The sequence below is a fragment of the Chlorogloeopsis sp. ULAP01 genome (assembly GCF_030381805.1).
In the GTDB taxonomy this organism is placed as follows: Bacteria; Cyanobacteriota; Cyanobacteriia; order Cyanobacteriales; family Nostocaceae; genus Chlorogloeopsis.
This window is the reverse complement of the sequence record NZ_JAUDRH010000002.1, coordinates 574211-597695: the sequence shown is the minus strand read 5'-3', so window position 1 is coordinate 597695 and position 23485 is coordinate 574211. Positions and strand designations below refer to the sequence as shown.

The window sequence follows — 23485 nt, the reverse complement described above, 5'->3', positions numbered from 1 at the left end:
CCTTCCCGAACTCAGTTGTGAAACGCTGCTGCGGCGACGATACTTTGGGGGTTGCCCCACGTGAAAATAGCTCGGTGCCAGGTTTTTTATTACTAATCTAATCAAAAATGCCTCCTTTACTCATCTACAGGAGGCTTTGGTTTTTTGATTACACGGGAGTAAGTAACTGCTCGGTTGCTAACCAGGCACGTAGCACTTCTGCCACAGTCCAAGCTTGGGCGATGCAACCTCGTGGCGTCATGGGAGCATTACCATCAAAGATTTCGCTGAGGCTGCCAACACCATGAGCATGAAGGTGATTAGCCATTGGTTCAAGAAATTGACGGGCTTGTACTGGATTTTTATAAACTCTTAGATACGCTAACACAAAGGGGCCAATTAGCCACCCCCACGTTGTCCCTTGATGATATGCGCCATCTCGTTGGTGTTGATCACCACCATACTGTTCTTGATACTGGGGATGATCAGGGGAAAGCGATCGCAAGCCGTGGGAAGTCAAGAGTATTCGCGCACAGACATCTACTACAGCTTTTTGCTGATGAGGGGTAAGAGGGCTTTCAGATAGAGATACAGCAAAAATTTGGTTGGGGCGTAGGGATGGATCGTTTCCATCGGGACCATCTAGCACATCATAGCAGTAACTTGTTTCATGATTCCAAAAGCGGGAGAAGCGAACTAAGGTACGTTCAGCCATAGCATCATACTCTTGGTGAGGTTTGCCAATACGACGGGTAACGTTTGCCATTATCCGCAGCGCATTGTACCAAAGGGCATTTACTTCTATCGGTTTGCCAATACGTGGTGTTACTACCCAATCACCGACTTTGGCATCCATCCAAGTCAGTTGTGTTTTCGCTTCTCCAGCATAAAGTAACCCGTCTGCTGCATCTAGGTGGATATTATAACGGGTGCCGCGACTGTGCCAATCAATAATATCTACTAAAATAGGGAAAAGTTCTTCTAGCAAGTCATCGTCTTCGGTAGCACGGTAGTAAGCATATAGGGCTTCAAAATACCAAAGAGTAGCATCAACGGTGTTATATTCTGGTATCTCACCTTCATCCGGAAAGCGATTTGGTAACATTCCCTTGTCTACGTACTTGGCATAAGTGCGAAGAATTGAGCGAGCGATTTCTGGACGTCCAGTACAAAGAGTTAATCCTGGTAGACTAATCATCGTATCTCTTCCCCAGTCGCTAAACCAGTGATACCCGGCAATAATGGTTTTGCCATGAGTGTCATCGTGTCTGGGACGATCTACAATAAATTGATCGGCTGCCAAAACCAAATGATTTACCCAGGTAGGAGTTTCTTTCGCGTGAGAAGAACGGCTGGTTTTCCACTGTGTAATTAACTTTTGCTCTTGCGTATGGCGAAGTCTAAGAGCTGCTTCACCATTTAAATTCGGTTCCTTTTCTGTACTGGCAACAAAAGTCAGAGATTCTCCAGGATTAAGAGTAAGTTGGAAGGTTGCAGCGTGCAAGTGGTCTTCACGATCGCTTAATCCCCGGTAACGTTCTGCTGCCAAGTCAAATCCGTAATACCAGTTGTGAACAGGAACAGCACTGGCGCGATCGCTTAACAGGTAAAGCGGTATGGCACTTTCGTAAGCTGTTACGCAAATTCCTCGCTCCACTAACTCAACACTCATCTTCCAGCCATTGCTTTGGGTGCCGCCATGATAATCGCGGTAGTTCACCATTGCTTTGAGAGTTAGCTGCAACGGTTGAGAGCCACGGCGCAGAAGATAGTGGACGTAGGTAGTGTTGGCTCCCTGCTGCATCCAAATTCGTTTTTCTAATAAGGCATCAGCACAGGCATAACGCCACACAGGAATAGTACCCTCCAAACAGAAACGTTCTATGTGCTGATAACCATCAGGACTGACGATTCCATCAGTCCATCGATTCGTATACAAATTGTAATTTTTATTACCATACAAAACATTTTCATCCACCTTTGCTAATAGCAATGTTCTGCCTAGAGGTGGTTTCAATGCTGCCATCAGCAAACCGTGATAGCGCCTAGTCAGCAATCCTGCTATGGTACCAGAAGCGTATCCACTTATACCATTAGTTACTAACCATTCACGTGTTTCTGCTGTATAGAGGATACCACAAATTTCCCTACCAAATTCAATGCACATATCAATATCACTGCCTACCTTTTGGAGAGCACTGTTTTAATTATCCGTCGTGACTTTTACATCCAGCTGAGAAGCTAATTAAGAGTTACTAAGAACAGGGGATAGGGAATAGGTTACAGTTTTTCCCTGTTCCCTGTAACCTGTCACCTATTTATTCACACAAGCTTGACATTAACACCTATGTCAAGGTTTAGCTTAAGAAAGTCAGTGCTAACTTGAATTTCATGCTTTACCCAGGACGCTTACATCAATTTACCAAAGAACATATGGATGCTGTGGCGGCAATTCTCTGTGGATTGCTGTTGTTTCTAGGATGGTTGGCTTTGCACTTTGGCTTTTTGGGATGGGCGCTGCTACTGCTACCTGCAGCGTATATTGTTGGTGGTTACGAAAGCGCCCTTGAGGGGTTCACTACTCTTATTAAAGAAAGGGAACTAGATGTAGATTTGTTGATGATTGTGGCAGCACTGGGTGCTGCTGGTTTGGGCTTGTGGCGAAAAGAATATTATCTAATTATTGATGGGGCAGTTTTGATTCTTATCTTTGCAGTTAGTGGTGCACTTGAAGGTTATGCCATGCAAAAAACGGAACGCAGTATCCGCAGTTTAATGAGCCTAACTCAAGATACAGCAAGGGTTATGCGTCAGGGACAAGAAGAGATCGTTCCTGTCAACCAGCTGCAACTAGGAGATGAAATTATTGTCAAGCCAGGGGAATTAATTCCCACAGATGGGATGATTTTGGAAGGTTACAGCGCTCTGAATCAGGCTGCAATTACAGGTGAATCCTTACCTGTAGAGAAGACAGTGGGTGAGGAAGTTTTTGCAGGCACGCTGAATGGATATGGAGCATTAAAGCTGAAGTTGCATCAACCACCGGAAAGTAGTTTAATTCAACGCGTAATTCGTTTGGTAAAGCAAGCACAAACAGAAGCACCGCCTTCTCAAGAATTTATTGAGCGATTTGAACGAAGGTACGCACAGGTAATTGTCGTAGTAGGAATCTTTCTGATTATTTTGCCACCGTTTGTTTGGAAGTGGGAATGGGAAACCACAATCTATCGTGCTTTAACTTTTTTAGTAGTGGCTTCTCCTTGTGCGTTAATGGCAGCAATTATGCCAACATTGCTGTCGGGTATTGCTAATGGTGCAAAACAAGGAATTTTGTTTAAAAATGGTGCCCAATTGGAAAGGGTAGGAAAAGTGCGGGCGATCGCTTTTGACAAAACAGGTACTCTTACCATAGGGCAGGTAGAAGTATGCCAAGTAATTACCAATAGTGAATATACGCAATTAGATGTATTAAAAACTGCTGCTGCTTTAGAATCCCGTTCTGAACATCCGATTGGTAAGGCGATTGTGCAAGCGCCTGGCGATTTAGAATACAAGAGCGCTGTGGAGGTACAAGCTATACCTGGACAGGGAATTGTTGGTTTGGTGAAACAGCAGCAATTCATTGTTGGTAAAGCTGAGTTTGTACAGCAATATGTAACTGATTTACCTCTACCATTGCAGGAAGTCGCTCATACTTTACAGCAAGAGGGCAAAACAGTTGTTTGGGTAGCACAAGAGGACGTGGGGACGCGGGGACACTCTGACGCGGAGATGGTTTCTGTTTCTACTTCATTCAGTATACTGGGTTTAATTGCCCTTGCTGATAAAATTAGACCAGAAGCTCCAATCGCGATCGCACATTTACGGAAGCTCGGAGTTGAACAAGTTGTGATGTTAACTGGGGATAACCAGCAAACTGCCAACAGTGTTGCTCAAGCAATTGGGATAGACCAAGTATATGCAGAGTTACTGCCAGAAGACAAGCTGCGTGTTATCCGCCATCTTCAAAAAGAATACGAAACAGTGGCAATGGTAGGTGATGGTATTAATGATGCACCAGCGCTAGCTCAGGCTTCTGTTGGTATTGCGATGGGAAAAGCAGGGAGCGATGTAGCTTTAGAAACCGCAGATATCGTATTAATGGCAGATAAATTAGAGAAAATTGCAGTGGCTATGCGCTTGGGTAAAAGAGCGCAGGTGATTGTGAAACAAAATATAGTTATTGCCCTTTTATTCATTTTGTTGCTTTTAGTTGGTAATTTTTTAGGAAATATTAATTTACCGCTTGGTGTGGTTGGGCATGAAGGTTCTACAGTGTTAGTTACGCTCAGTGGTTTGAGATTGCTAAAATAAGGCAATTTTGTAGTCATCTTAGATTTTGATCGTAGATGGTGAGTAAAGGTTTCGCTTAGACTAAAAACTCGTCAAGCAAGTTCAAATCTTAACTTGGATGATTGTCATTGAAACACCCCGCCTCATCCTGCAACATCTTACCCTAGACGATGTGGATGAATTAGCTCGCATTTACGCCGATCCAGTTGTGATGAAGTTCTATCCTAGTATATATACGTATGAACAAACACAACAGCAGGTAAAGAGAATCATCAGTACCTATAAACAAGGTGGTTGGAGCCTGTGTGCAACTATTCACAAAGGCGATCGCAAGCTGATCGGGCGTTGTGGAATAATATCTCAGTTGGTAGATGGGCAACAAGAAGTGGAAATAGGTTATTTACTCGCTAAAGAATATTGGGGGCAAGGTTTGGCAACAGAAGCAGCTATTGCTTGTCGTAATTATGGTTTTGAGCAACTTGGTTTTCACCGCCTGATCTCACTGATTGATCCCGCAAATATAGCATCTCAAAAGGTAGCGATGAAGAATGGTATGAAATACGAGAAAGATGCCCATATGTGGGGCAAAATAGTGCGTGTTTATACGGTACAAAAATAAGAATTGAGATAATATGTCCAAACCCTTTACTTTTTTACTTTTAGTGGAGTTTTCCGCTAAAGAATCACCAGAGCAACGGAAATTGCCCGTGAATAAATGCGATTGATTAACCATTAACCGCATTGAAGTTGAAAATACTTGTTTCGGCGGCATAGGTGAGTTCCTACACCCTGGTGATTTACTTGTTATTAGTATTGCGTTCTACCAAGCTGGCTACTACTGTAATTAACTCAGATGGATCAACTGGTTTAGGCATATGCAGTTGAAAACCTGCCTGTATTGCCTGACGACGATCTTCCGCCCTAGCGTATGCTGTTAAAGCTGCTGCTGGTATTTTTCCTCCTTTTTCTGGCGGTTGCGATCGCAGGTGACGGATTAAAGAGTAACCATCTTCCTCTGGCATTCCAATGTCACTTACTAATACATCTGGTTTACAACGCTCAATTGCTGCGAGTGCTTCCTGCACTGATGCCACCGCTTGAACTTCGGCTTGAGATTCCTGAAGTACTGTAGTGAGAAAATCGCGAGTATCAGCTTCGTCATCTACTACTAATACGCGCACACCACTGAGGCAGGGAGTAAGGGAAGGAGTGAGGGAAAAGGAAGGACTATTGATTATCGACTCTTGAGTATGGACTATTGATTGTTCTGTTTTGAGGAGTGGTAAACTAACTATAAATGTGGTGCCTTGTTCTTTGCCGGGACTTTCGACATGAATAGTACCGCCATGCATTTCTACCAAGTGACGCACGATCGCTAATCCCAATCCCAGTCCACCATAAGATCTGGTAATTGAACTATCTGCTTGACGAAAGCGATCAAATACGTAAGGAAGAAAGTCAGGGCTGATACCGATACCTGTGTCTTTAACGGTAATTTGAGCATTGGATATTGGAGACTGGGTACTGGTGATTGGGTACTGGGAAGAGTCTAGTTCACGTTGATTAGTATCTTCTCTAGTCTCTACTCCCCCATCGTTAGCCCCTGACAATCGTACCTCCACTCGTCCGCCTGGGGGTGTGAATTTGATTGCATTGGAAAGTAAATTCCAAACTACCTGCTGCAAGCGTTCTGCATCACCGAAGATTATTGCTGCTGTGGGATCGAGAATCGTTTGAATTTGAATATTTTTAGTTTGAGCGGCTAAATTTACAGTATCTAAAGCAGTTTCAATAATATTAATCAAATCGCAAGTGCGAACATTAAGGCGCAACTTACCTCTAATTATCCGCGAAATATCAAGTAAATCATCTATTAACTGTGTTTGCGCCCTTGCATTACGCTCAATAGTCTCTAGTGCTTTGTGAATCTGAGTTTCGTTGAGGTTGCGGGAACGCAAAAGTTGTGACCAACCAAGGATAGCATTGAGAGGCGATCGCAATTCATGAGACAATATTGCCAAGAATTCATCTTTCATGCGGTTTGCTTCTTGCAACTGCTCAGTTTGCTGCCGTAAAGAAGAAATCAAACTGGCACGTTCCATAGCGATCGCAATCTGATCGCAAACTGCTTGCATCATGCCCATTTCATTTTGGGTAAACTTCAAGCGAGTGCGGCTGATAAAGCACAAAGTACCCAATAAACGTCCTTGTGCTATCAATGGGTAACCATAATAAGCTGTAACACCAATAGCACGCAGGAATTCTGATTTTGAGTCAGTTGATTGCTGTACATTTTCTACGGCGATCGGAAAGCGCTGTTGGGCAACAGTGCCGCACATTCCCATACCAACCCTCAAGCATTCAATTTCTTTGGCACTTTCTTCATCAATGCCGCACCAAGAGGCTAGGTGCATGAGCTGAGAGTTTTCATCAACTAAATAGTTAAAGTAAACATCTAACCCGATCTGCTGCGAGAGCTTTCGGAATAAACTTTCAATCAGTTTGAGTGGTTCTTGACTCGATAGTAAATCACTAGCTGTACTAAATAATAAATGGAGCCGTTTATAGCCCAATGATAAGGCTTTTTCGACTCGCTTAAGATTGGTAATATCCTGAAATGTTAAGACACAAGTAGCCGAATGGCCGTGCATAGCTGGTAAAGTATCGGCATATATGAGCAAAGAGCGGATACCTACTGGTGAATGCCAGTCTAACTCTACACCATCTAGGCGTTCGCCACGCGCCACCCTTATTCCTGGTGCTTGATCGTCGGGTATTGGATTGCCTTCGGCGTCTGTTGAGTAGTAGAGAGTATGATAGTCTGTAGCTGAATCTGCCATCGGAAATTTGCCTCCAGCGACTTCGTTAGCCGCTTTGTTGGCAAAAGTTACCTGTGCCGTTCCAGGTTCGATCAAAAGTAGTGGTGTCGGCATTAGGTTAAGTACATCCTCAAGCCATTTTTGTTGATTTTTCTGAACTTCCTCTGCCTGTTTGCGGATTGTGATGTCCTCAGCAAAAGCCAAAATTTGATAAATCTTTCCCTCATCATCTAAAATCGGCACATACTTAATCAATGTGGTAAGTACACCGTGATTAACAGAAGTAATTCGGGCTTCTGTTGTTTGGATAGTTCGTGTTTCGACTGCCTGAATCAAAGTTGCAAGATAAGGTTGTGTTACCTCAGTAGGAAAAATTTCCTCATCCCTTCGTCCAATTATTTCTTCCTTTAGCTTTCCAAATAATTGCAAAGCCGCCGCATTGACAAACTGAAATCGCCGTTGGGCATCATAAATAGCAAAAACATCTGGCATGTGATCAACCGCCAACCGAAATCGCTCTTCGCTTTGGATTAGCGCTGCTTGTGCTTGCTTGTGTGCGCTTAAATCTAGGATAAACGCAACTGACTCTTCTCGTTTGTTCCCCACTAGTGTGTAGCCGACTAAAACCGGAATTCGGTTGCCATCGCGACGAATATACTCTTTCTCGTAGGGCGTACAAGCACCATTTATTTGAGCTTCGGCTATTTTTTGCTCATCCAAATCCAAATACTCTGGTGGCGTCATCTCTTTCCAGCTGATTTTGCCTGCTTTTAGCTCTTTGCGAGTATACCCAATCATTTGGAGAAATTTGTCGTTTGCCTGCTGGATACCACCGTAGATGTCACCGTACAAAATGCCAATAACGTTAGCTTCTACCAAACTTCTCAGTTTTTCAGAATTTGTCTTTAATACTTCCTTGACGCGATCGCGTTGGTTAGCTAAACGTTGAACAGAGGAAGCTGTTTCCCAAATCAAAATTGCGAAAATTACAATTGAAATAATTGCAAACAGTGCTAATGCAAACGCTGTATCGTAGTGTTTTGCCCGTTGTCCTTGTAGAATTAACCATCCTGTAGCCAAAGGTACTGCAAACGCAGCCAGCAGCAATCGACGTGCAAGCAAACCACTGTAGGTTTGACTAGTGACGATCTGCATTACTCCTTGCTGTGGTTGTAACCACAAAATTCCAACACAAAGCACTGTAAATGTAAATGCTGTGTGTAGTGCCATTGATGTTACATGGGGAAGTATGCCGTACAGAGCTTCTACTTGGTAAGCATAACCAATTAAAGCTAGCAAGGAAATCACGGCTGCAAATAAAGCCAAAATCTGCCCATACCAAATACTACGATGAGTTTTTGATTTCCCCAAAAGTTCTGAAGCTTTACTTATCAATATAAAGTTTACTGCTGTATTTAACCCCATCCGACCTGGTTTGAATGTCAATCTAGGATTTTCTTCCTCTAGAAATAACAGCTGATCGATACCGAAATACCAGCCAAATAAATACTGGGTTAATGTCAGCGTACCAATCGTGAAAACAGCAAATGCACATACTCTTGCCAGCAGAATACTATAAGAGTGTTTGTGTATTTGCTCTGAAATTACTCTTATGTTGCTCTGTTCCCTGCTTTTGATAGATAACCACAGCGATATGCCTAACAAAACAAAACATAATGCTGTATTTCCCTTCATGGTTACTTTACTGAGATGGAAGCAGTTCTTAAATACTTCTAAGTTGAACCACCAGCCAAACATGACAAGGCCGCCAACTATAATGGCGAATACACTGCCAGATTTTGCAATCAGTAAAGAATGTGAAGATATCTGATTCAAACCATGTTGGCGCAAGCGGTTGACGTGCATCATTGAAGGCTATGTAACCGCATCTGTCTGGCGCGGTGAATTTTAAAATTGATTTATAATCATGATTTAGTCACCAACTTATTTTATTTTACAAGATAGTAATTTTTAAATCTATCTTTATGCATATTTTTTGGTTAACAGAGAAATTATATTATTTGAAAGTTTAGATTTTGACTTAGAAATCGCTTTCTACACCTGGCTTGTATCAATACACTCTCGCTATCATTAATAGACAATAGTAGATGGTTACTATTACCAACTAACTACCAACTTTATATATGAATAAAAACCTAAACAAACAATTTAAATCTCATTAGCTGTGTTTCTATTGTTCGCGGCAAAATTTTATTTAGCTCTTTTGCGTCTTGAAATTGTAGAATTTGAGTTGGTGGCAAGTCAAAAGGAAATTGTCCTGGTAAATCAGGGCGTTGCATTTGTGCCAATAATATTTGCTCAGTTCGCTTACTTTGGATAGCATAGCCAATTTCAACACAGACATTTGGACTGGGAATTTGTTGAGAGGATTCTTTACCCTCAATACTAGCAATGGGTGTGGTATCGGCAATAAACAACAAACTCCTACGAATTTTTCGCATCATTGTGCTGCCGATTCTAGTTGGTGAATCTTTGGAGCGATAAGATTCTAATAATTTAAGCGGCAGACGCGATCGCACATTCAACTTTTCCAAACTACTCAGCATGGCTTCACGCAGAGCATTACTTGCTTGTGCATACTCTGTTTGAGTACACAAAAAAATTGTTGGCTCTAACTGCGCCAACACTGACTGTTTAGTGAAATAAATTTCATGACTAATTAAGTCAATATTAGCTACTGCGTAGCCTCCACTACCTTCTATATAAAATTCAATATTTTCCCCTTCTAGATAGCGCCCAAACCATATTGATTGCTTAATTTCCTCGCTGTCTTCCAAAAAGTCCGCTCTTAGTCCTGATTTCAGCAGACTTTTTTTACTCAGACGAATATCTGGTGGGCGTTTTTCCAGCTCTGGTATCGGCTCGTAATTCTCAAGATACCATGCTCTGAGAGCAATTATTGACATAAGGTGTTATTTTTACTGTCTCGTGCTATTCCACTTAGTATTAGCTTACACCTAAGCTTGCTGTAAATAAAACAACAACACCCAAGCTGCTAAAAGGTGAGTGATTTCCTCTTTATTGTTAATCTTAGCCAGGGATGTACTGGGCAAATCACCTTTATATTCAGTGATTTTATCAGTTACAGCGCCCCCTTCTTTCCACTATGAGGAAATATCAACTTGTGAGTTGGGTGTTGCTATTTTGTGACGAGACAGATGTGTTTTCAACAGCGTTTTACCTCTTTTTTATTTTTCACTAGCTGTTCGATCTGCCAGGGAAGCTTTTTAGCTTCAATTATTAAGTTAACACCTTTGCTCTGGAAATAAAATTCTTTGAAACTAAACTTTACTTTCCCTGATTAAGTAACTTGATTAAATAGCGATTATATTTTAGTTATAGCTTTAATTACAGCTAAAAATAGCTATGCAAGATCCAAAATTATCAATACAGTTTCACTTCACCAATTATTAAGTTTTGAAACTATTCACTTTGCTATTTAAAGTTAACAGTTCAAACTTTCTATTGCTCTTGCTTGAGGTAGGGAACTCTTGGTAGGAAAACAAACGTCATTGGCGAAAGTAATATACAGGAGTAAAAAAATAGCTATGGGTGATTAATTCAACACGTCATAAACACTCCCGACTGTTTTTATATCCTCTTTCCATTCAAACGGTTGTTAGTGCAAAATGGTTAGATGTGTTTTAAATAATGCAACTAATATGTCTAGAACTCCGAATGAATACGCAGTTTACCTGATGATGGAAAGTGGACACCGGGAAGAAGTACGTTTTCCAACATTTCAAGATTTTCAGAAGTGGTATAGCGGCGCACTGACACCTAAGTCTGATTCCAACGACTTTATTAACGTACCGATCAAAAATATTCAGGGTGAATATATGGTAGTGCGTCCATCTCGGATTGTGGCAATCCGAGTAGAACCGATATTTAGCTCTAGTGTGGAAAGATTTACATAAAAATGAGAAAAACGCTTGCTGTGCTTTCTTTGAGCCTGGGAATTTCCTTTGTCAATCCTGTTTACTCTGCTTTGGCTCAACCCCTTAGCCTACCATTACCCAAAAATCCTGAACAAGTTCCACTACAAGTACCAAGCATCCCAGAAGTAACGCCGCCACTCAAGCCGATCACTCTAGGAACAGATTGTGTACCCAGTCACTTGTGCTTGGGATGGGATGAACAAATTTGGCAGGGAATGGGCAGACAGGGTGATCGCAAAGCTCTATTAACAGCTATCGATCATAGCTTGCGTTTCCTAAACACAAAGGGGGCGATCACAGCGTACCAGAATTATCCCATTCCAGAAATTTCTCTAGCTCGTGTTCGTCGCAGTTTACAACGTTTTCGTCAGTTAGTAGTTAGCTCTAAATCACCAGCACAATTACAGGCGGCTGTGCGTCGAGAGTTTGTCTTTTACAAATCAGTCGGCAACGATGGCAACGGTACTGTGAAGTTTACTGCCTATTACGAACCTGTATATACTGCCAGTCGCACTCGTACCTCAGTATATAAGTATCCTCTTTATCGGCTCCCGGTAAACTTCGAGCAATGGGCTAAACCACACCCCAAACGATTAGATTTAGAAGGAAAGGATGGTTTGCTGGGCGAAAAAAGTCCGTTACGTGGTTTAGAGTTATTTTGGTTCCGTAATCGTTTGGATGCTTATCTAGTACATATTCAAGGTTCTGCTCAACTGAAATTAACTGACGGTACCAGAACCTCTGTTGGTTACGCAGGAGGCACTGATTACCCTTGGACTAGTATTGGCAGAGAATTGGCTAAAGATGGCAAAGTAGCTTTAGAAGGTTTGACATTACCCAAAGTAATTCAGTACTTCCGTCAATATCCGAAGGAGTTAAATAATTATTTACCCCGTTGGGAACGTTTTGTTTTTTTCAAAGAAACTAGTGGCAGTGCAGCTACTGGAAGTATTGGCGTACCCGTGACACCAGATCGTTCTATTGCTACAGATAAATCTCTCATGCCGCCAGGAGCACTAGCGATAATTAATGCTTCATTTCCCTATCCAGCCAGTCGTGGCAAGCTGGTTTTACGTCGAGTCAGTCGCTTCGTCTTAGATCAAGATACTGGCAGTGCTATCAAAGGGCCAGGACGGGTAGATTATTTTATGGGAACTGGTGAATTAGCAGGTGATCGCGCTGGGATAACAGGCGGTAGTGGAAGTTTATATTACTTGCTATTGAGGGAATAAAGTTAGATTAGATAACTATAGTAGGGGCTGTTTGGCAGTAATAACACAGAAGCTGCGAGTGCATCTACACCCCTACCAATGTTTGAGTTCTAACTTTTAACGATGAAATTTGACTAGAACTTGCACAATAATTTAGATTTTATCATCTTGCTGTTTGCTATTTGAGGCAAATCAAGCTTCAATTGCTTGTGACAAAACAATTACTACAGCAATTTTGCCCAACTTCTACCACAGCATTAGCCTATCCTTTATGTTTAGAAGGTATTAAGTAGCAATATTTTACAGAACATAGATTGATGTAGAAAAGATTTATACAATACCTCTGATAACATCAACCTCAGAAAGAGCGACATTATCGTAGCTAATATAAAGGACTGCTTAAGACAATGAAATTCAGTGAAATTTTAGAAAAACTTGGAGATGCTGCTGCCGTTAATAGCCTTAGTATCAAAAAAGAGTATAATCCGGAAATAACAGCACTAGCAGCAATTGATGAGGCGACAAGCGGTACCCTTAGCTACATTGAAGGGGCAAAATTTTCTGCTATGGTAGGCAACACAAGCGCGAGTGCTTTAATTTTGCCCGTAGATGAAACATTGCAGACACAAGCACAAGAACGTGATATTGCCTGGATCGCTACTCCTGAGCCAAGACTGTTGTTTGCTAAAGTACTGAAATTATTCTATCAACCTTGGCGTCCAGCTCCAGAAAATCATTCTACTGCGGTAATTCATTCTACAGCAAAGATTGGCAGCGAAGTTTACATCGGGCCTCATGTGGTGATTCATCAAGGAGTAGAAATTGGCAATGGAGCGTGCATTCACGCTAACGTTGTCATTTATCCTGATGTGAAGATTGGTGATCGCACTACTTTACACGCCAACTGTACTATCCACGAGCGCACTCTCATTGGTGCAGATTGCGAAATTCATAGCGGCGCAGTTATTGGTGCTGAAGGCTTTGGCTTTGTGCCTACTGCCACAGGTTGGCTAAAAATGGAACAATCAGGTTACACTGTCCTAGAAGATGGAGTAGTTATTGGCTGTAACAGCGCTGTTGATCGTCCTGCTGTCGGAGAAACACGGATAGGCCGCCATACAATTATTGATAATTTGGTACAAATCGGTCATGGTTGTCAAATTGGTGCTGGTTGTGCGTTAGCAGGGCAATCTGGAATGGCAGGAGGCGTCAAAGTTGGAAATCGCGTTATTTTAGCTGGGCAAGTAGGAATTGCCAATCAGGTAAAAATTGGCGATGGTGCGATCGCATCGGCTAAAGCCGGAATTCACAGTGATGTTCCACCTAGAGAAATTGTCTCTGGAACTCCTGCCCTACCTCACAAACAATATCTGAAGGTGTCTGCTGTTTTAAGTCGCCTACCAAATATTTATCAATCTTTGAAACAACTGCAAAGACAAATCGGACAAAAGTAAAAAATTAGTCATTAGTCATTAGTTCATATGAGGTAGCTCTAGATTTAAAAGCTGATGTTCCTTTGTAACTTATTGGCTAGTGACTTTTAATTTTGGAGATTTATCTGGAAAGTACGACTAAAATAGGTAGGGTTTTCCTCACTAATTACATTTCTGTTTTCAGCCAATATAAAGATAAAGGCAACTAAAGAAATGCCTCAAAAAACACAAAATTGAGAGTTAGTTAAAGTACCAGGAAACATTTTTTAATTGACCTTGAATTCAGTTGTAACACTGTTGTAAGGGAGGTTAAATCTGTTATGGCACTCATACGTTGGCAACCATTCCAAGAAATGGAAACTATTCGTCGTCAAATGGATCGGATGTTTGACGAATTGGCTGGAGTTAATCGTGAGTTTATGACAACTTGGACACCTGCAATTGAGTTAGAAGATACAGAGGATAATCTAATTTTGCGGGTTGAAATTCCAGGTGTAGAAGGTAAAGATTTGGACGTTCAAGTAGCAAGAGAATCTGTATATATTGCTGGTGAAACCCGGCACGAAAGCAAAATAGAAGAGCGTGGATATTTCCGCTCCGAGTTTCGCTACGGTAATTTCCAACGCACAATACCTCTACCCATACCGATCAAGAACGATCAAGTCCAAGCAGAGTTCAAGAATGGTATTTTGAACTTAACGCTACCAAAGGCAGAAGAAGCTAAAAAGAGGGTGGTGAAAATTAATTTAGAAAATGACAAAACGTCACTTCCCAGTTCAGAAACTGTTCAAGTGGTTTAAATCTCCACAATGCGATAGGTGATAAATTACACCATTGAATGATGTAATATGTAACAAATTAATCTATTACCATAAAAGATACTAAGTGAGTGGATAATATCCACTCTTTTTTGTCTATTTTTTACACTATTATTGATAACTATTTTGACTTATTTAATTAAAATATTTGGGTGATAATACTTAAAATTTTCGTTGAATAAAAAATGAATGTAAAATCGATATCAATTATCATAAAAAACTGTAGTCAATCAAGGAAAAACTAACTGCATGACTAGAGAAAAATTTATACCAGATAGCAATTTTATAGAAAAAATACAGATAGAAATGATTGGTAAGCTAGCAGTTGGCAATTACGTTATCCAGGTTGGCTCAAGTTACGGTGCGATCGCAAATGCAGCGACTATACAAAAGCAGCCTATTTTGCCACAAAATTCCACACCAGCGTTAATACGACATCCTCCATATAAGCAGCGATTAGAGTATCAAGACTTACTTCAAGAAGCGCTTGCGGCTTTACAATCTAGACAATCAGTAGAATTTTGCACTCCTATAGGTTTTGATCAGACAGAATTATTACTTTACTTAGCTCACAAATTACAAGCTAGCTCTAGTTTTGTTGACGGCGTTATATATTTATCTCCTATTCACCCCTACGTAGACGATTTCCTTCAATCTATTTGGGAAGTTTTTTATCAAAGTCATATTCCTTATAAACCTACTAATAAGCAAATTCGACAACAAATTCAAAATAAAAGCGCGTTAATTGTATTGAATGAGAATAATCTCACCACAGAGGAAGTAACAGAATTAAGAAATGCTTTAAGTAAATGTACATTTGTTTTCGCTTCCTCAAAAAAGCACCTTCACAAACAAGGACGTTCTATCGAGCTTTCTGGGCTTTCTATCCAGGATGCTCTGGTTTTAGTGGAAGAGGAACTCCAAAGCTCACTGACAATTGAGGAAAGACCTGCGGCAATATCATTGTGTAAAATTATGCAGGGACATCCTATATATCTGCGCTTGGCGATCGCTTATATGTTGGAAGATGGGCGATCGCTTGTCGATATTGTCAGCCAACTGCCAACTTCCGAGCCAGAAAAATACCTAATCCAACAAATCCTAGAGTCGCTCACAGGTAGGCAAAGAAGCATTTTGGATTTATTAGCTGTAATGGGTGATGCAGGGTTGTCAGCCGAACAGATTATAGCTATCACACAACAGCCTAAAACTCCTAATATGTTGGAGAACTTATGTCGCCTTCATCTTCTTCGCCATCAAGAAAATCGCTACACTCTAAATAAGATAATTGCAGAAGTTTTACCGCCAGCATGGAAGCTGAAAGCAGTTTTAGAAAGCGTCATTACCTATTTTACAAATTGGGCACAAAAGTATTATCGACAACCAAAAATATTAGGTACAGAAATTGATGCGATCACACAAGTAATAGAAGTAGCAGTTAAAGCCAGTCGTTGGCAGGATGTATTGCGTTTGGTAAAAGTAATAGAAAGCTCGCTTGCCTTAAACAAGCAATGGAGTTTATGGGAGCAAGTTTTGCAGCGAGGATTGCAAGCATCTCAAGCTAGAGGAGATCGAGCTTCAGAAGCTTGGATACTTCATCAGCTGGGGACTCGTACCCTGTGTTTAGAAGAAAATGCCGTCGCAGCAGACTATCTCACAAAAGCACTAGAAATAAGATTATCTTTAAGTGACAAGACAGCTGCAACAGCAACTCGCCACAATTTAAATTTTCTTTCCTCAAATGTATCTACTTTGCCACCTCAAAATTTTCAAAATAGTAGTGCAGATACTAATTCAAATCACAATCAACAGGTTAGAAAGGATACTAATTCCCAGTCATCCACTTTGCCACCAGCATTAACTCGAATGTCTATAGTAACGAAAAATACTTCACCTGTAGGCAAACCTCATAATGCAAATTTTTTACTCTCACCTAAAAGAATGATTGCCACTGGAATTTTAGCCTCAGGCGGATTATTGATTTTGTTTAACTGGCATCGTTTCACACCCTCACCTACTAAACCCTCCACTAGTGAGCCAAAGGCAACTATTAAGCCAGCACCCATAACTAAACCCACTTCCAGGGCAACTCAGACACCCTCAGTAATTACTCAACCTACTTCTGTGCCTACCGCAACGCTGTCACCCTTACCCGAAAACACACCGATTATAGATCCGGTAATATCTCCAGTATTCCCCGAACCAGTTACTGGTAGAAACCAAAACTCCAACACAGAGGGAAAGTCTGCACCACAGCCAACATCTTCACCGACACCGACTTCTACACCAACACCAGAAGCTACACCTCTTTCTATACCAACCCCAACACCAGAAACTACACCTACTCCAACACCAATATCTCCTCCTCTATTTGAGTCTCCAACCCCTGAAACCCTTCCCATACCAACTTTTACACCAACACCCGAACCGTCAACTTCACAAATTCCATCTTCGTCAATTATCACACCGCTACCAACAGCAACGGCGATACCAAAAGCAGAAATTACATCTCCTAATCTAGATGTAACAGTGCCAACACAAGAGCTATTTAATCAACCACCAACACCAAAAAGTGAAACCAAATTTTCGATTCCAGATGTGACAGTAACAACAATAGAAGAGCCTTTAAATCAACAGTGAAAGGTTAGTGGATAGTGTTTAATGACTAATGGTTAATGGTTAATTTTTGAGTAATAACTAGTATCTACTATCTACTAACCAAAATCCCCAATTTCTCCAACACAGGCTTAGTAGAAACAATATGCCTTTCTAATCCCAATTCTTTTGGACTAATTCCGACTGCTAGAGCAATTAATTGGGGTAAATGCAACACTGGTAAACCGAGTTTCTGCTCAATCACTTTTTCTACCTCTGGTTGGCGAGAATCTAGGTTCAGGTGACACAGAGGGCAAGGAGTGACTATACAATCAGCACCAGCTGCCAAAGCTTCTCTAATATGCATCCCTGCCATTTTAAAAGATTGAGTGGTAGCGTAGCTAGAAATAGGCCAACCACAACATTGTGTACGACCTCTGTAATAAATTGGTGTTGCTCCCAATGCCCGAAATACATTTTCCATCCCCTCTGGCTGAAAAGGATCGTCATAGGGCATAGATTTTTGAGCACGGAGCAGATAACAGCCATAGAAGGCAGCACACTTTAATCCGGTTAATTTATGGGTAACTCTTCGTTCAATTTCTTCTAAACCATAATCTTTTATTAAGGCATAAAGGATATGTTTTACTTCAACTGTTCCTCGATAAGGCGAACAGCCTTCTTTTTTCAGCAAGCTATTAACCTGTTCTACATAAGCAGGGTTTGTTTTCTGGCATTCTTTTAATTGTTCATCGACATGACCAATTACACCTTGACAAGTGCTGCAATGAGTTAGTAAAGGTAAATTTAATTGTTCTGCCAAAGCAATATTTCGAGCATTAACAGTATCTTCTAATAATTGAGAATCTTCTTTAAACGTGCCGGAACCACAGCAAGCTGCTTTTTTGAGTTCAATTAGTTCAATACCCAATGCTTTAGTAAGGGCAACAGTTGACTGATGAAGTTCCCGGCAAGCTCCTTGAGCAACACAGCCAGGGTAGTAAGCGTACTTTAACGTATGGGATAGCATAGAAATTGATAATTATGAGGTCATAGACTTATACGATAACTTTTTTATCATCGCTTGTTAGTAACGATCGCAAGACAGTGGATTGTAGAGTGTATATTCTTAAAAAAATTTAGTAAGAATTGCAAAACAGAACTGTTTAAACCGTAGATACGACACTTAGCGTGTCCTACTGCCCCAGCGCTTGAGCAGTAGCTTTGTTTCTAACAGAAACACGAGAAAGATTTTCTCAAAGAAAATCCCTTAGTAGTATACGGGCGATCGCGCTTTCCGATAAGATAAATATGCTCAAAATCATGTCCCCCATAACAGAGCGGATTTAGCAACTGGTTGAGGAATTTACTCTATGAGCCAAGCGGAAATTTTTGAAAAGGTTAAGAAAATCGTCTCCGAACAGCTAAGTGTTGAGGCCGACAAAGTCACCCCACAAGCTAGCTTTGCCAACGACTTGGGAGCCGATTCTTTGGATACTGTAGAACTGGTAATGGCTTTAGAAGAAGAATTTGATATCGAAATTCCCGATGAAGCCGCAGAAAAAATTACTACAGTTCAAGAGGCTGTTGATTACATCAACGACAAAGTTGCTGCATCCGCCTAGCATTGGGTATTGGGTACTGGGTACTAGGTATTGGGTATTGGGTACTGGGTATTGAGAAAATACTTTCCTAGTCCCTAGCCCCTAGTCTCTAGTACCTAATCCCTAGTCCCTGTTTTATCCTGCCTGCATCAAGGAAGAGCCACCTGTAACTGAGAAATGACTGATTTTATACGTAAACGCGTTGTTGTCACTGGTGTTGGCGCGATTACACCAATTGGTAATACACCAGCCGAGTATTGGGAAGGATTGGTAAGCGGGCGTAATGGTATTGGCGAAATTACCCTATTTGATGCGTCTCGCCATGATTGCCGCATTGCTGGTGAGGTAAAAAACTACGATCCGCATGATTACTTGGAACGTAAAGAAGCCAAGCGCATGGATCGATTTACGCAGTTTGCTGTTTCAGCTGCAAAACAAGCTTTAGCAGATGCACGATTAGTTATCAACGATTTGAACGCAGAACAAGTGGGTGTCATGATCGGTTCTGGCGTTGGTGGCATTAAGGTAATGGAAGACCAGCAAACTATTTACCTAAATCGAGGCCCGGATCGCTGTAGCCCTTTTATGATTCCCATGATGATTGCCAATATGGCAGCAGGGTTAACAGCAATTCACACTGGCGCAAAAGGCCCTAACTCTTGTGCTGTGACAGCCTGCGCTGCTGGTTCTAATGCTATTGGAGATGCTTTCCGCTTGATTCAAAGTGGATATGCTCAAGCAATGATCTGCGGAGGCACCGAGGCGGCAATTACACCGTTGTCTGTAGCTGGATTTGCTGCGTGTAAAGCCCTTTCTTTTCGTAATGATGACCCCACCCATGCTTGCCGTCCATTTGATCAAGCTCGTGATGGATTTGTGATGGGTGAAGGCGCGGGCATTTTAATCCTCGAAGAACTGGAACACGCGAAAAGTCGTGGCGCGAGGATTTATGCAGAAATTGTCGGCTACGCAATGACCTGTGACGCTTACCACATTACCTCCCCTGTACCTGGTGGAGAAGGAGCAACCAGAGCTATACGGTTGGCACTTAAGGATGCAGGCATAACCCCTGAGCAGATAAGCTATATAAATGCTCACGGCACAAGCACTCCGGCTAATGATACCACAGAAACTGCTGCCATGAAAAAAGCCTTGGGCGAGCATGCTTATAAAGTGGCGATCAGTTCCACAAAATCTATGACTGGTCACTTGTTGGGCGGCTCTGGCGGTATTGAAGCAGTGGCAACAGTAATGGCGATCGCCAATGATCGCATTCCACCAACAATCAACTTAGAAAACCCCGATCCTGAGTGCGATTTAGATTATGTTCCTCATGTGAGTCGGGCTGCACGTCTAGATGTGGCATTATCCAATTCTTTTGGTTTTGGCGGTCACAATGTCACGCTAGTCTTTAAGAAGTACGTCTAGGGTTGGAAATTGGTGATTTTGGATTTGATGCTAAAACTCTGGAGATCGTAAATAACGTAAAAAGTAGCTTGAAGGACAGCTTAATTGCATAAGTAAGTCCCTTTAGCAACTGATATTTAGGACGATCTTTCATAAGATAATCTAAAATCCCAAATCAAAAATCCTCGATACTACAGCTTGTTTGTCAACAAGCACCAATGGGATGATGAAGATACTGTCTTGGGGAAATAAAATATCCCCAACAGTGGAGAGCTACAAAAGAGTGCTAACCCGTCGTTAACAACAATCTTATTATGGCTGTTGCAACCCAAACCCTTGAAGAACTTTGTATTAACTCGATTCGCTTCTTGGCAATTGATGCCGTAGAAAAGGCAAAGTCTGGTCACCCAGGACTGCCGATGGGCGGAGCACCAATGGCATTTGTACTCTGGGATCGCTTTTTACGGTTTAACCCCAAGAATCCTAAATGGTTTAACCGCGATCGCTTTGTCCTGTCTGCCGGGCATGGCTCAATGTTGCAGTATGCCCTGCTCTACCTGTTTGGTTACGACAGTGTGACCATTGAGGACATTAAGCAATTTCGTCAGTGGGAATCCAAAACCCCCGGACACCCAGAAAACTTCATGACTGCTGGTGTAGAAGTTACTACAGGCCCCTTAGGGCAAGGAATTGCTAACGGAGTCGGTTTAGCAATAGCTGAAGCGCATCTAGCCGCAAAGTTCAACAAACCCGATGCCAAAATTGTTGACCACTACACCTACGTAATTCTGGGTGATGGTTGCAACATGGAAGGTGTATCTGGTGAAGCTTGTTCCCTGGCAGGACACTTGGGGTTGGGTAAGCTCATTGCCCTGTACGACGACAATCACATTTCCATCGACGGTTCTACAGATATTGCCTTCACCGAAGATGTTTCCAAACGGTTTGAAGCATACGGTTGGCATGTGTTGCACGTAAAAGATGGCAATACCGATTTAGCAGGAATAGCTAAAGCAATTGAAGCAGCAAAAGCTGTCACTGACAAGCCTTCACTGATCAAGGTAACAACTACCATCGGTTACGGTTCTCCCAACAAAGCCAATACAGCCGGTGTTCACGGTGCGGCTTTGGGAACAGATGAAGTGACTGCTACCCGCAACAACCTAGAGTGGACATATGAACCTTTTGTCGTCCCAGAAAATGCTCTCAACCACACGCGTAAAGCAGTTGAGCGCGGTGCAGGCTACGAAGCTGAATGGAAGCAAGACTTGGAAACCTACAAAGCCAAGTATCCCCAAGAAGCAGCCGAATTTGAACGTTACATCAGTGGCAAACTTCCCGATGGTTGGGATAAGGTACTACCCACCTACACTCCCGAAGACAAAGGAGTAGCCACCCGCAAACACTCGGAAACCTGCCTCAATAAATTGGCAACAGTTTTACCTGAGTTAATTGGTGGTTCGGCTGACTTAACCCACTCAAACCTCACTGAACTCAAGGGTAAGGGCGACTTTCAACAAGGGCAATACCAAAACCCAAACATCCACTTTGGTGTGCGGGAACATGGTATGGGCGCAATCTGCAACGGTATAGCGCTGCATGGTTCGGGATTAATTCCCTACGGCGCAACCTTCCTGATTTTCACAGACTATATGCGTGCTTCCATCCGCTTATCTGCTCTGTCTAACGCTGGCGTGATTTGGGTCATGACTCACGACTCGATTGGACAAGGTGAAGACGGGCCAACGCACCAACCGATTGAAACTCTGGCTTCCTTGCGAGCTATTCCGAAGCTAACAGTAATTCGCCCCGCCGACGGCAACGAAACCTCTGGCGCTTACAAAGTGGCAATTGAAAGGGCAAAGCAAGACTTTCCTACTCTATTGGCGTTCACCCGCCAAAATGTTCCCAACCTGGCAGGTACATCGATTGAGGGCGTAACAAAGGGTGGATACATTGTAGTGGATTCTCAAGGTACGCCAGATTTGATCTTGATTGGTACTGGTTCAGAATTAAGCCTGTGTATAACCGCAGCCGAGAAACTCACTACCGAAGGCAAGAAAGTCCGTGTTGTCTCGCTACCCTCTTGGGATTTGTTTGAAGCTCAAGATGCAGCTTATAGAGAGTCTGTGCTACCAAAAGCTGTCATCAAGCGTTTGGCTGTAGAAGCTGGCACTAGCTTTGGCTGGCACAAGTATGTTGGCACCGAAGGCGATACTGTTAGTATTGATCGCTTCGGTGCTTCGGCTCCTGGTGGTGTCTGTATGGAGAAATTTGGCTTTAGCGTTGATAATGTGTTAGCTCAGGCTAAGAAATTGTTGGGTTAATAGCAACAGAATAATTATTTTGAGGGTGGGTGATATGCCCACCTTTTTTTATGGAATTAACTGCCAAGACGCGTTAGACAGAGCAGCAGCTTCCCGTAAGGATAGGACGCAAAGAAAGAGGAGGAACTGTTAAAGTTAATAAATAAGATAAGTGGTTAGGCAAAATTAAACTTATGTGTGGAGGCAAGGGAATATGCAAGAAGTTTCTAGCGGAAGAGATGCGGCAGTGGTACGCATCTCAGAAATTATCGATAATTTAATTAAAGGTAATAGCCTCTATCAGGAGAGATTAAACAAAGAGGAAATGATTCAACTTTTAGTTAGGTTATTGGATAAATTTTCCCCAGACTATATCAAAGCTATTCCTGACAATGACTTAAAACATAGAATTGACAGTATTTTGGTCATAGAGGCAGTTTCTGGGACATTAAACGATTTAACCCCAGAGCAAATGGAGATGTTTAATGCAGCAGTAGAAGAAAGATAAATATAAATGGGGTATCTCCTTGATACGAATATATTAACGGCTATATTAAAGAGGAATCAAAAGATAAATAACAAGCTAGAAGAGGTGCGTTTTCTAGGATAAGATGTATTTATAAGCTGTATAGCCTACTATGAATCAAAAAGAGGACTTCTTTATGCAAAGGCTACCAAGCAACTGTCTGACTTCAATGAACTATGTCGAATATACAGAATTTTATTTTTGGATGATTTAGAAATTATAGAAAAAGCCTGCGAAATTCATGCAGATTTAAAGCGAAAAGGTACACTAATACAAGAGGCAGATATATTAATAGCAGCTACAGCGATCGCACAGGGCTTAATTCTAGTTTCAGACGATTCTGATTTGTTGAGAGTTCAAGGAGTCAATTTAGAAAACTGGCTGCAAACTAATTCTTAAAATTCTTTTATTATGGATGACCTCTCACCCAAGGAAAATTTATTATTTCACATTACATTCTTTATGGTATTGATAAAAGCATAAAGTCTTATTTGCT

The 23485-nt window shown here is 41.8% G+C and carries 15 protein-coding genes, 1 rRNA gene and 1 pseudogene; 13 read left to right on the top strand and 4 right to left on the bottom strand.

What is annotated here, in order from left to right; all coding sequences use genetic code 11:
* Positions 1-83: ribosomal RNA gene (rrf, locus tag QUB80_RS35200) — 5S ribosomal RNA — on the top strand; the annotation flags it as partial.
* 65 nt (positions 84-148) lie between these two features.
* Here the strand turns inward: rrf and QUB80_RS06300 are convergent.
* Positions 149-2146, bottom strand: a complete 1998-nt coding sequence (locus QUB80_RS06300) for an amylo-alpha-1,6-glucosidase (RefSeq protein WP_289788623.1) — start codon at positions 2144-2146, stop codon at positions 149-151.
* 224 nt (positions 2147-2370) lie between these two features.
* Here QUB80_RS06300 and QUB80_RS06295 point away from each other — a divergent pair, with 224 nt between their 5' ends.
* Together QUB80_RS06295 and QUB80_RS06290 are read left to right on the top strand one after the other, a co-directional pair.
* Positions 2371-4332, top strand: coding sequence for a heavy metal translocating P-type ATPase (locus QUB80_RS06295; protein ID WP_289788622.1), 1962 nt, complete (start codon positions 2371-2373; stop codon positions 4330-4332).
* A 97-nt stretch (positions 4333-4429) separates the two neighbouring features.
* Positions 4430-4930 carry a GNAT family N-acetyltransferase gene (locus tag QUB80_RS06290; protein ID WP_289788621.1) on the top strand — a complete coding sequence of 167 codons (501 nt, stop codon included), beginning with the start codon at positions 4430-4432 and terminating at the stop codon, positions 4928-4930.
* A gap of 178 nt (positions 4931-5108) precedes the next feature.
* On the opposite strand, the gene QUB80_RS06285 is transcribed toward QUB80_RS06290, so the two are convergent.
* Both QUB80_RS06285 and QUB80_RS06280 read right to left on the bottom strand, forming a co-directional pair.
* Positions 5109-8999 carry a hybrid sensor histidine kinase/response regulator gene (locus tag QUB80_RS06285; protein WP_289788620.1) on the bottom strand — a complete coding sequence of 1297 codons (3891 nt, stop codon included), beginning with the start codon at positions 8997-8999 and terminating at the stop codon, positions 5109-5111.
* A gap of 287 nt (positions 9000-9286) precedes the next feature.
* The gene (locus QUB80_RS06280; protein ID WP_289788619.1) at positions 9287-10057 is read right to left on the bottom strand and encodes a hypothetical protein; all 771 of its coding nucleotides are present in this window, start codon (positions 10055-10057) and stop codon (positions 9287-9289) included.
* 756 nt (positions 10058-10813) lie between these two features.
* Here QUB80_RS06280 and QUB80_RS06275 point away from each other — a divergent pair.
* From QUB80_RS06275 to QUB80_RS06255, 5 genes are all read left to right on the top strand, one after another.
* The gene (locus QUB80_RS06275; protein ID WP_289788618.1) at positions 10814-11068 is read left to right on the top strand and encodes a hypothetical protein; all 255 of its coding nucleotides are present in this window, start codon (positions 10814-10816) and stop codon (positions 11066-11068) included.
* 2 nt (positions 11069-11070) lie between these two features.
* Positions 11071-12321, top strand: a complete 1251-nt coding sequence (gene mltA, locus QUB80_RS06270) for a murein transglycosylase A (protein WP_289788617.1) — start codon at positions 11071-11073, stop codon at positions 12319-12321.
* Positions 12322-12707: 386 nt separating this feature from the next.
* Positions 12708-13754, top strand: coding sequence for a UDP-3-O-(3-hydroxymyristoyl)glucosamine N-acyltransferase (gene lpxD, locus QUB80_RS06265; protein WP_289788616.1), 1047 nt, complete (start codon positions 12708-12710; stop codon positions 13752-13754).
* 299 nt (positions 13755-14053) lie between these two features.
* Positions 14054-14533 (top strand): Hsp20/alpha crystallin family protein, encoded by a 480-nt coding sequence (locus QUB80_RS06260; protein ID WP_289788615.1) that lies wholly within the window; start codon positions 14054-14056, stop codon positions 14531-14533.
* Between the two features lie 267 nt (positions 14534-14800).
* A complete protein-coding gene (locus QUB80_RS06255) occupies positions 14801-17191 on the top strand; it encodes a hypothetical protein (protein WP_289788614.1) in 2391 nt (796 codons plus the stop codon).
* Positions 17192-17258: 67 nt separating this feature from the next.
* Here the strand turns inward: QUB80_RS06255 and QUB80_RS06250 are convergent, their stop codons facing one another.
* Complete coding sequence (locus tag QUB80_RS06250; RefSeq protein ID WP_289788613.1) at positions 17259-18176, bottom strand: CoB--CoM heterodisulfide reductase iron-sulfur subunit B family protein; 918 nt, start codon at positions 18174-18176, stop codon at positions 17259-17261.
* 343 nt (positions 18177-18519) lie between these two features.
* Between QUB80_RS06250 and acpP the strand changes: the two genes are divergently transcribed.
* From acpP to QUB80_RS06225, 5 genes and pseudogenes are all read left to right on the top strand, one after another.
* Positions 18520-18771, top strand: coding sequence for an acyl carrier protein (acpP, locus tag QUB80_RS06245; protein ID WP_289788612.1), 252 nt, complete (start codon positions 18520-18522; stop codon positions 18769-18771).
* 156 nt (positions 18772-18927) lie between these two features.
* The gene (gene fabF / locus QUB80_RS06240) at positions 18928-20178 is read left to right on the top strand and encodes a beta-ketoacyl-ACP synthase II (RefSeq protein WP_289788611.1); all 1251 of its coding nucleotides are present in this window, start codon (positions 18928-18930) and stop codon (positions 20176-20178) included.
* 293 nt (positions 20179-20471) lie between these two features.
* Positions 20472-22484: a transketolase gene (gene tkt / locus QUB80_RS06235; RefSeq protein ID WP_289788610.1), complete on the top strand. Its 2013-nt coding sequence runs from the start codon at positions 20472-20474 to the stop codon at positions 22482-22484.
* Positions 22485-22677: 193 nt separating this feature from the next.
* A complete protein-coding gene (locus QUB80_RS06230; protein ID WP_289788609.1) occupies positions 22678-22971 on the top strand; it encodes a hypothetical protein in 294 nt (97 codons plus the stop codon).
* 6 nt (positions 22972-22977) lie between these two features.
* Positions 22978-23388: pseudogene (locus tag QUB80_RS06225) on the top strand (type II toxin-antitoxin system VapC family toxin).
* Positions 23389-23485: the final 97 nt, after the last annotated feature.

What these genes read in the sequence shown, in the direction of transcription:
- QUB80_RS06300 (WP_289788623.1), bottom strand. Translation starts at nt 2,146, where the DNA reads ATGTGCATTGAATTTGGTAGGGAAATTTGTGGTATCCTCTATACAGCA.
- QUB80_RS06295 (WP_289788622.1), top strand. Translation starts at nt 2,371, where the DNA reads ATGCTTTACCCAGGACGCTTACATCAATTTACCAAAGAACATATGGAT.
- QUB80_RS06290 (WP_289788621.1), top strand. Translation starts at nt 4,430, where the DNA reads ATGATTGTCATTGAAACACCCCGCCTCATCCTGCAACATCTTACCCTA.
- QUB80_RS06285 (WP_289788620.1), bottom strand. Translation starts at nt 8,999, where the DNA reads ATGATGCACGTCAACCGCTTGCGCCAACATGGTTTGAATCAGATATCT.
- QUB80_RS06280 (WP_289788619.1), bottom strand. Translation starts at nt 10,057, where the DNA reads ATGTCAATAATTGCTCTCAGAGCATGGTATCTTGAGAATTACGAGCCG.
- QUB80_RS06275 (WP_289788618.1), top strand. Translation starts at nt 10,814, where the DNA reads ATGTCTAGAACTCCGAATGAATACGCAGTTTACCTGATGATGGAAAGT.
- mltA (WP_289788617.1), top strand. Translation starts at nt 11,071, where the DNA reads ATGAGAAAAACGCTTGCTGTGCTTTCTTTGAGCCTGGGAATTTCCTTT.
- lpxD (WP_289788616.1), top strand. Translation starts at nt 12,708, where the DNA reads ATGAAATTCAGTGAAATTTTAGAAAAACTTGGAGATGCTGCTGCCGTT.
- QUB80_RS06260 (WP_289788615.1), top strand. Translation starts at nt 14,054, where the DNA reads ATGGCACTCATACGTTGGCAACCATTCCAAGAAATGGAAACTATTCGT.
- QUB80_RS06255 (WP_289788614.1), top strand. Translation starts at nt 14,801, where the DNA reads ATGACTAGAGAAAAATTTATACCAGATAGCAATTTTATAGAAAAAATA.
- QUB80_RS06250 (WP_289788613.1), bottom strand. Translation starts at nt 18,176, where the DNA reads ATGCTATCCCATACGTTAAAGTACGCTTACTACCCTGGCTGTGTTGCT.
- acpP (WP_289788612.1), top strand. Translation starts at nt 18,520, where the DNA reads ATGAGCCAAGCGGAAATTTTTGAAAAGGTTAAGAAAATCGTCTCCGAA.
- fabF (WP_289788611.1), top strand. Translation starts at nt 18,928, where the DNA reads ATGACTGATTTTATACGTAAACGCGTTGTTGTCACTGGTGTTGGCGCG.
- tkt (WP_289788610.1), top strand. Translation starts at nt 20,472, where the DNA reads ATGGCTGTTGCAACCCAAACCCTTGAAGAACTTTGTATTAACTCGATT.
- QUB80_RS06230 (WP_289788609.1), top strand. Translation starts at nt 22,678, where the DNA reads ATGCAAGAAGTTTCTAGCGGAAGAGATGCGGCAGTGGTACGCATCTCA.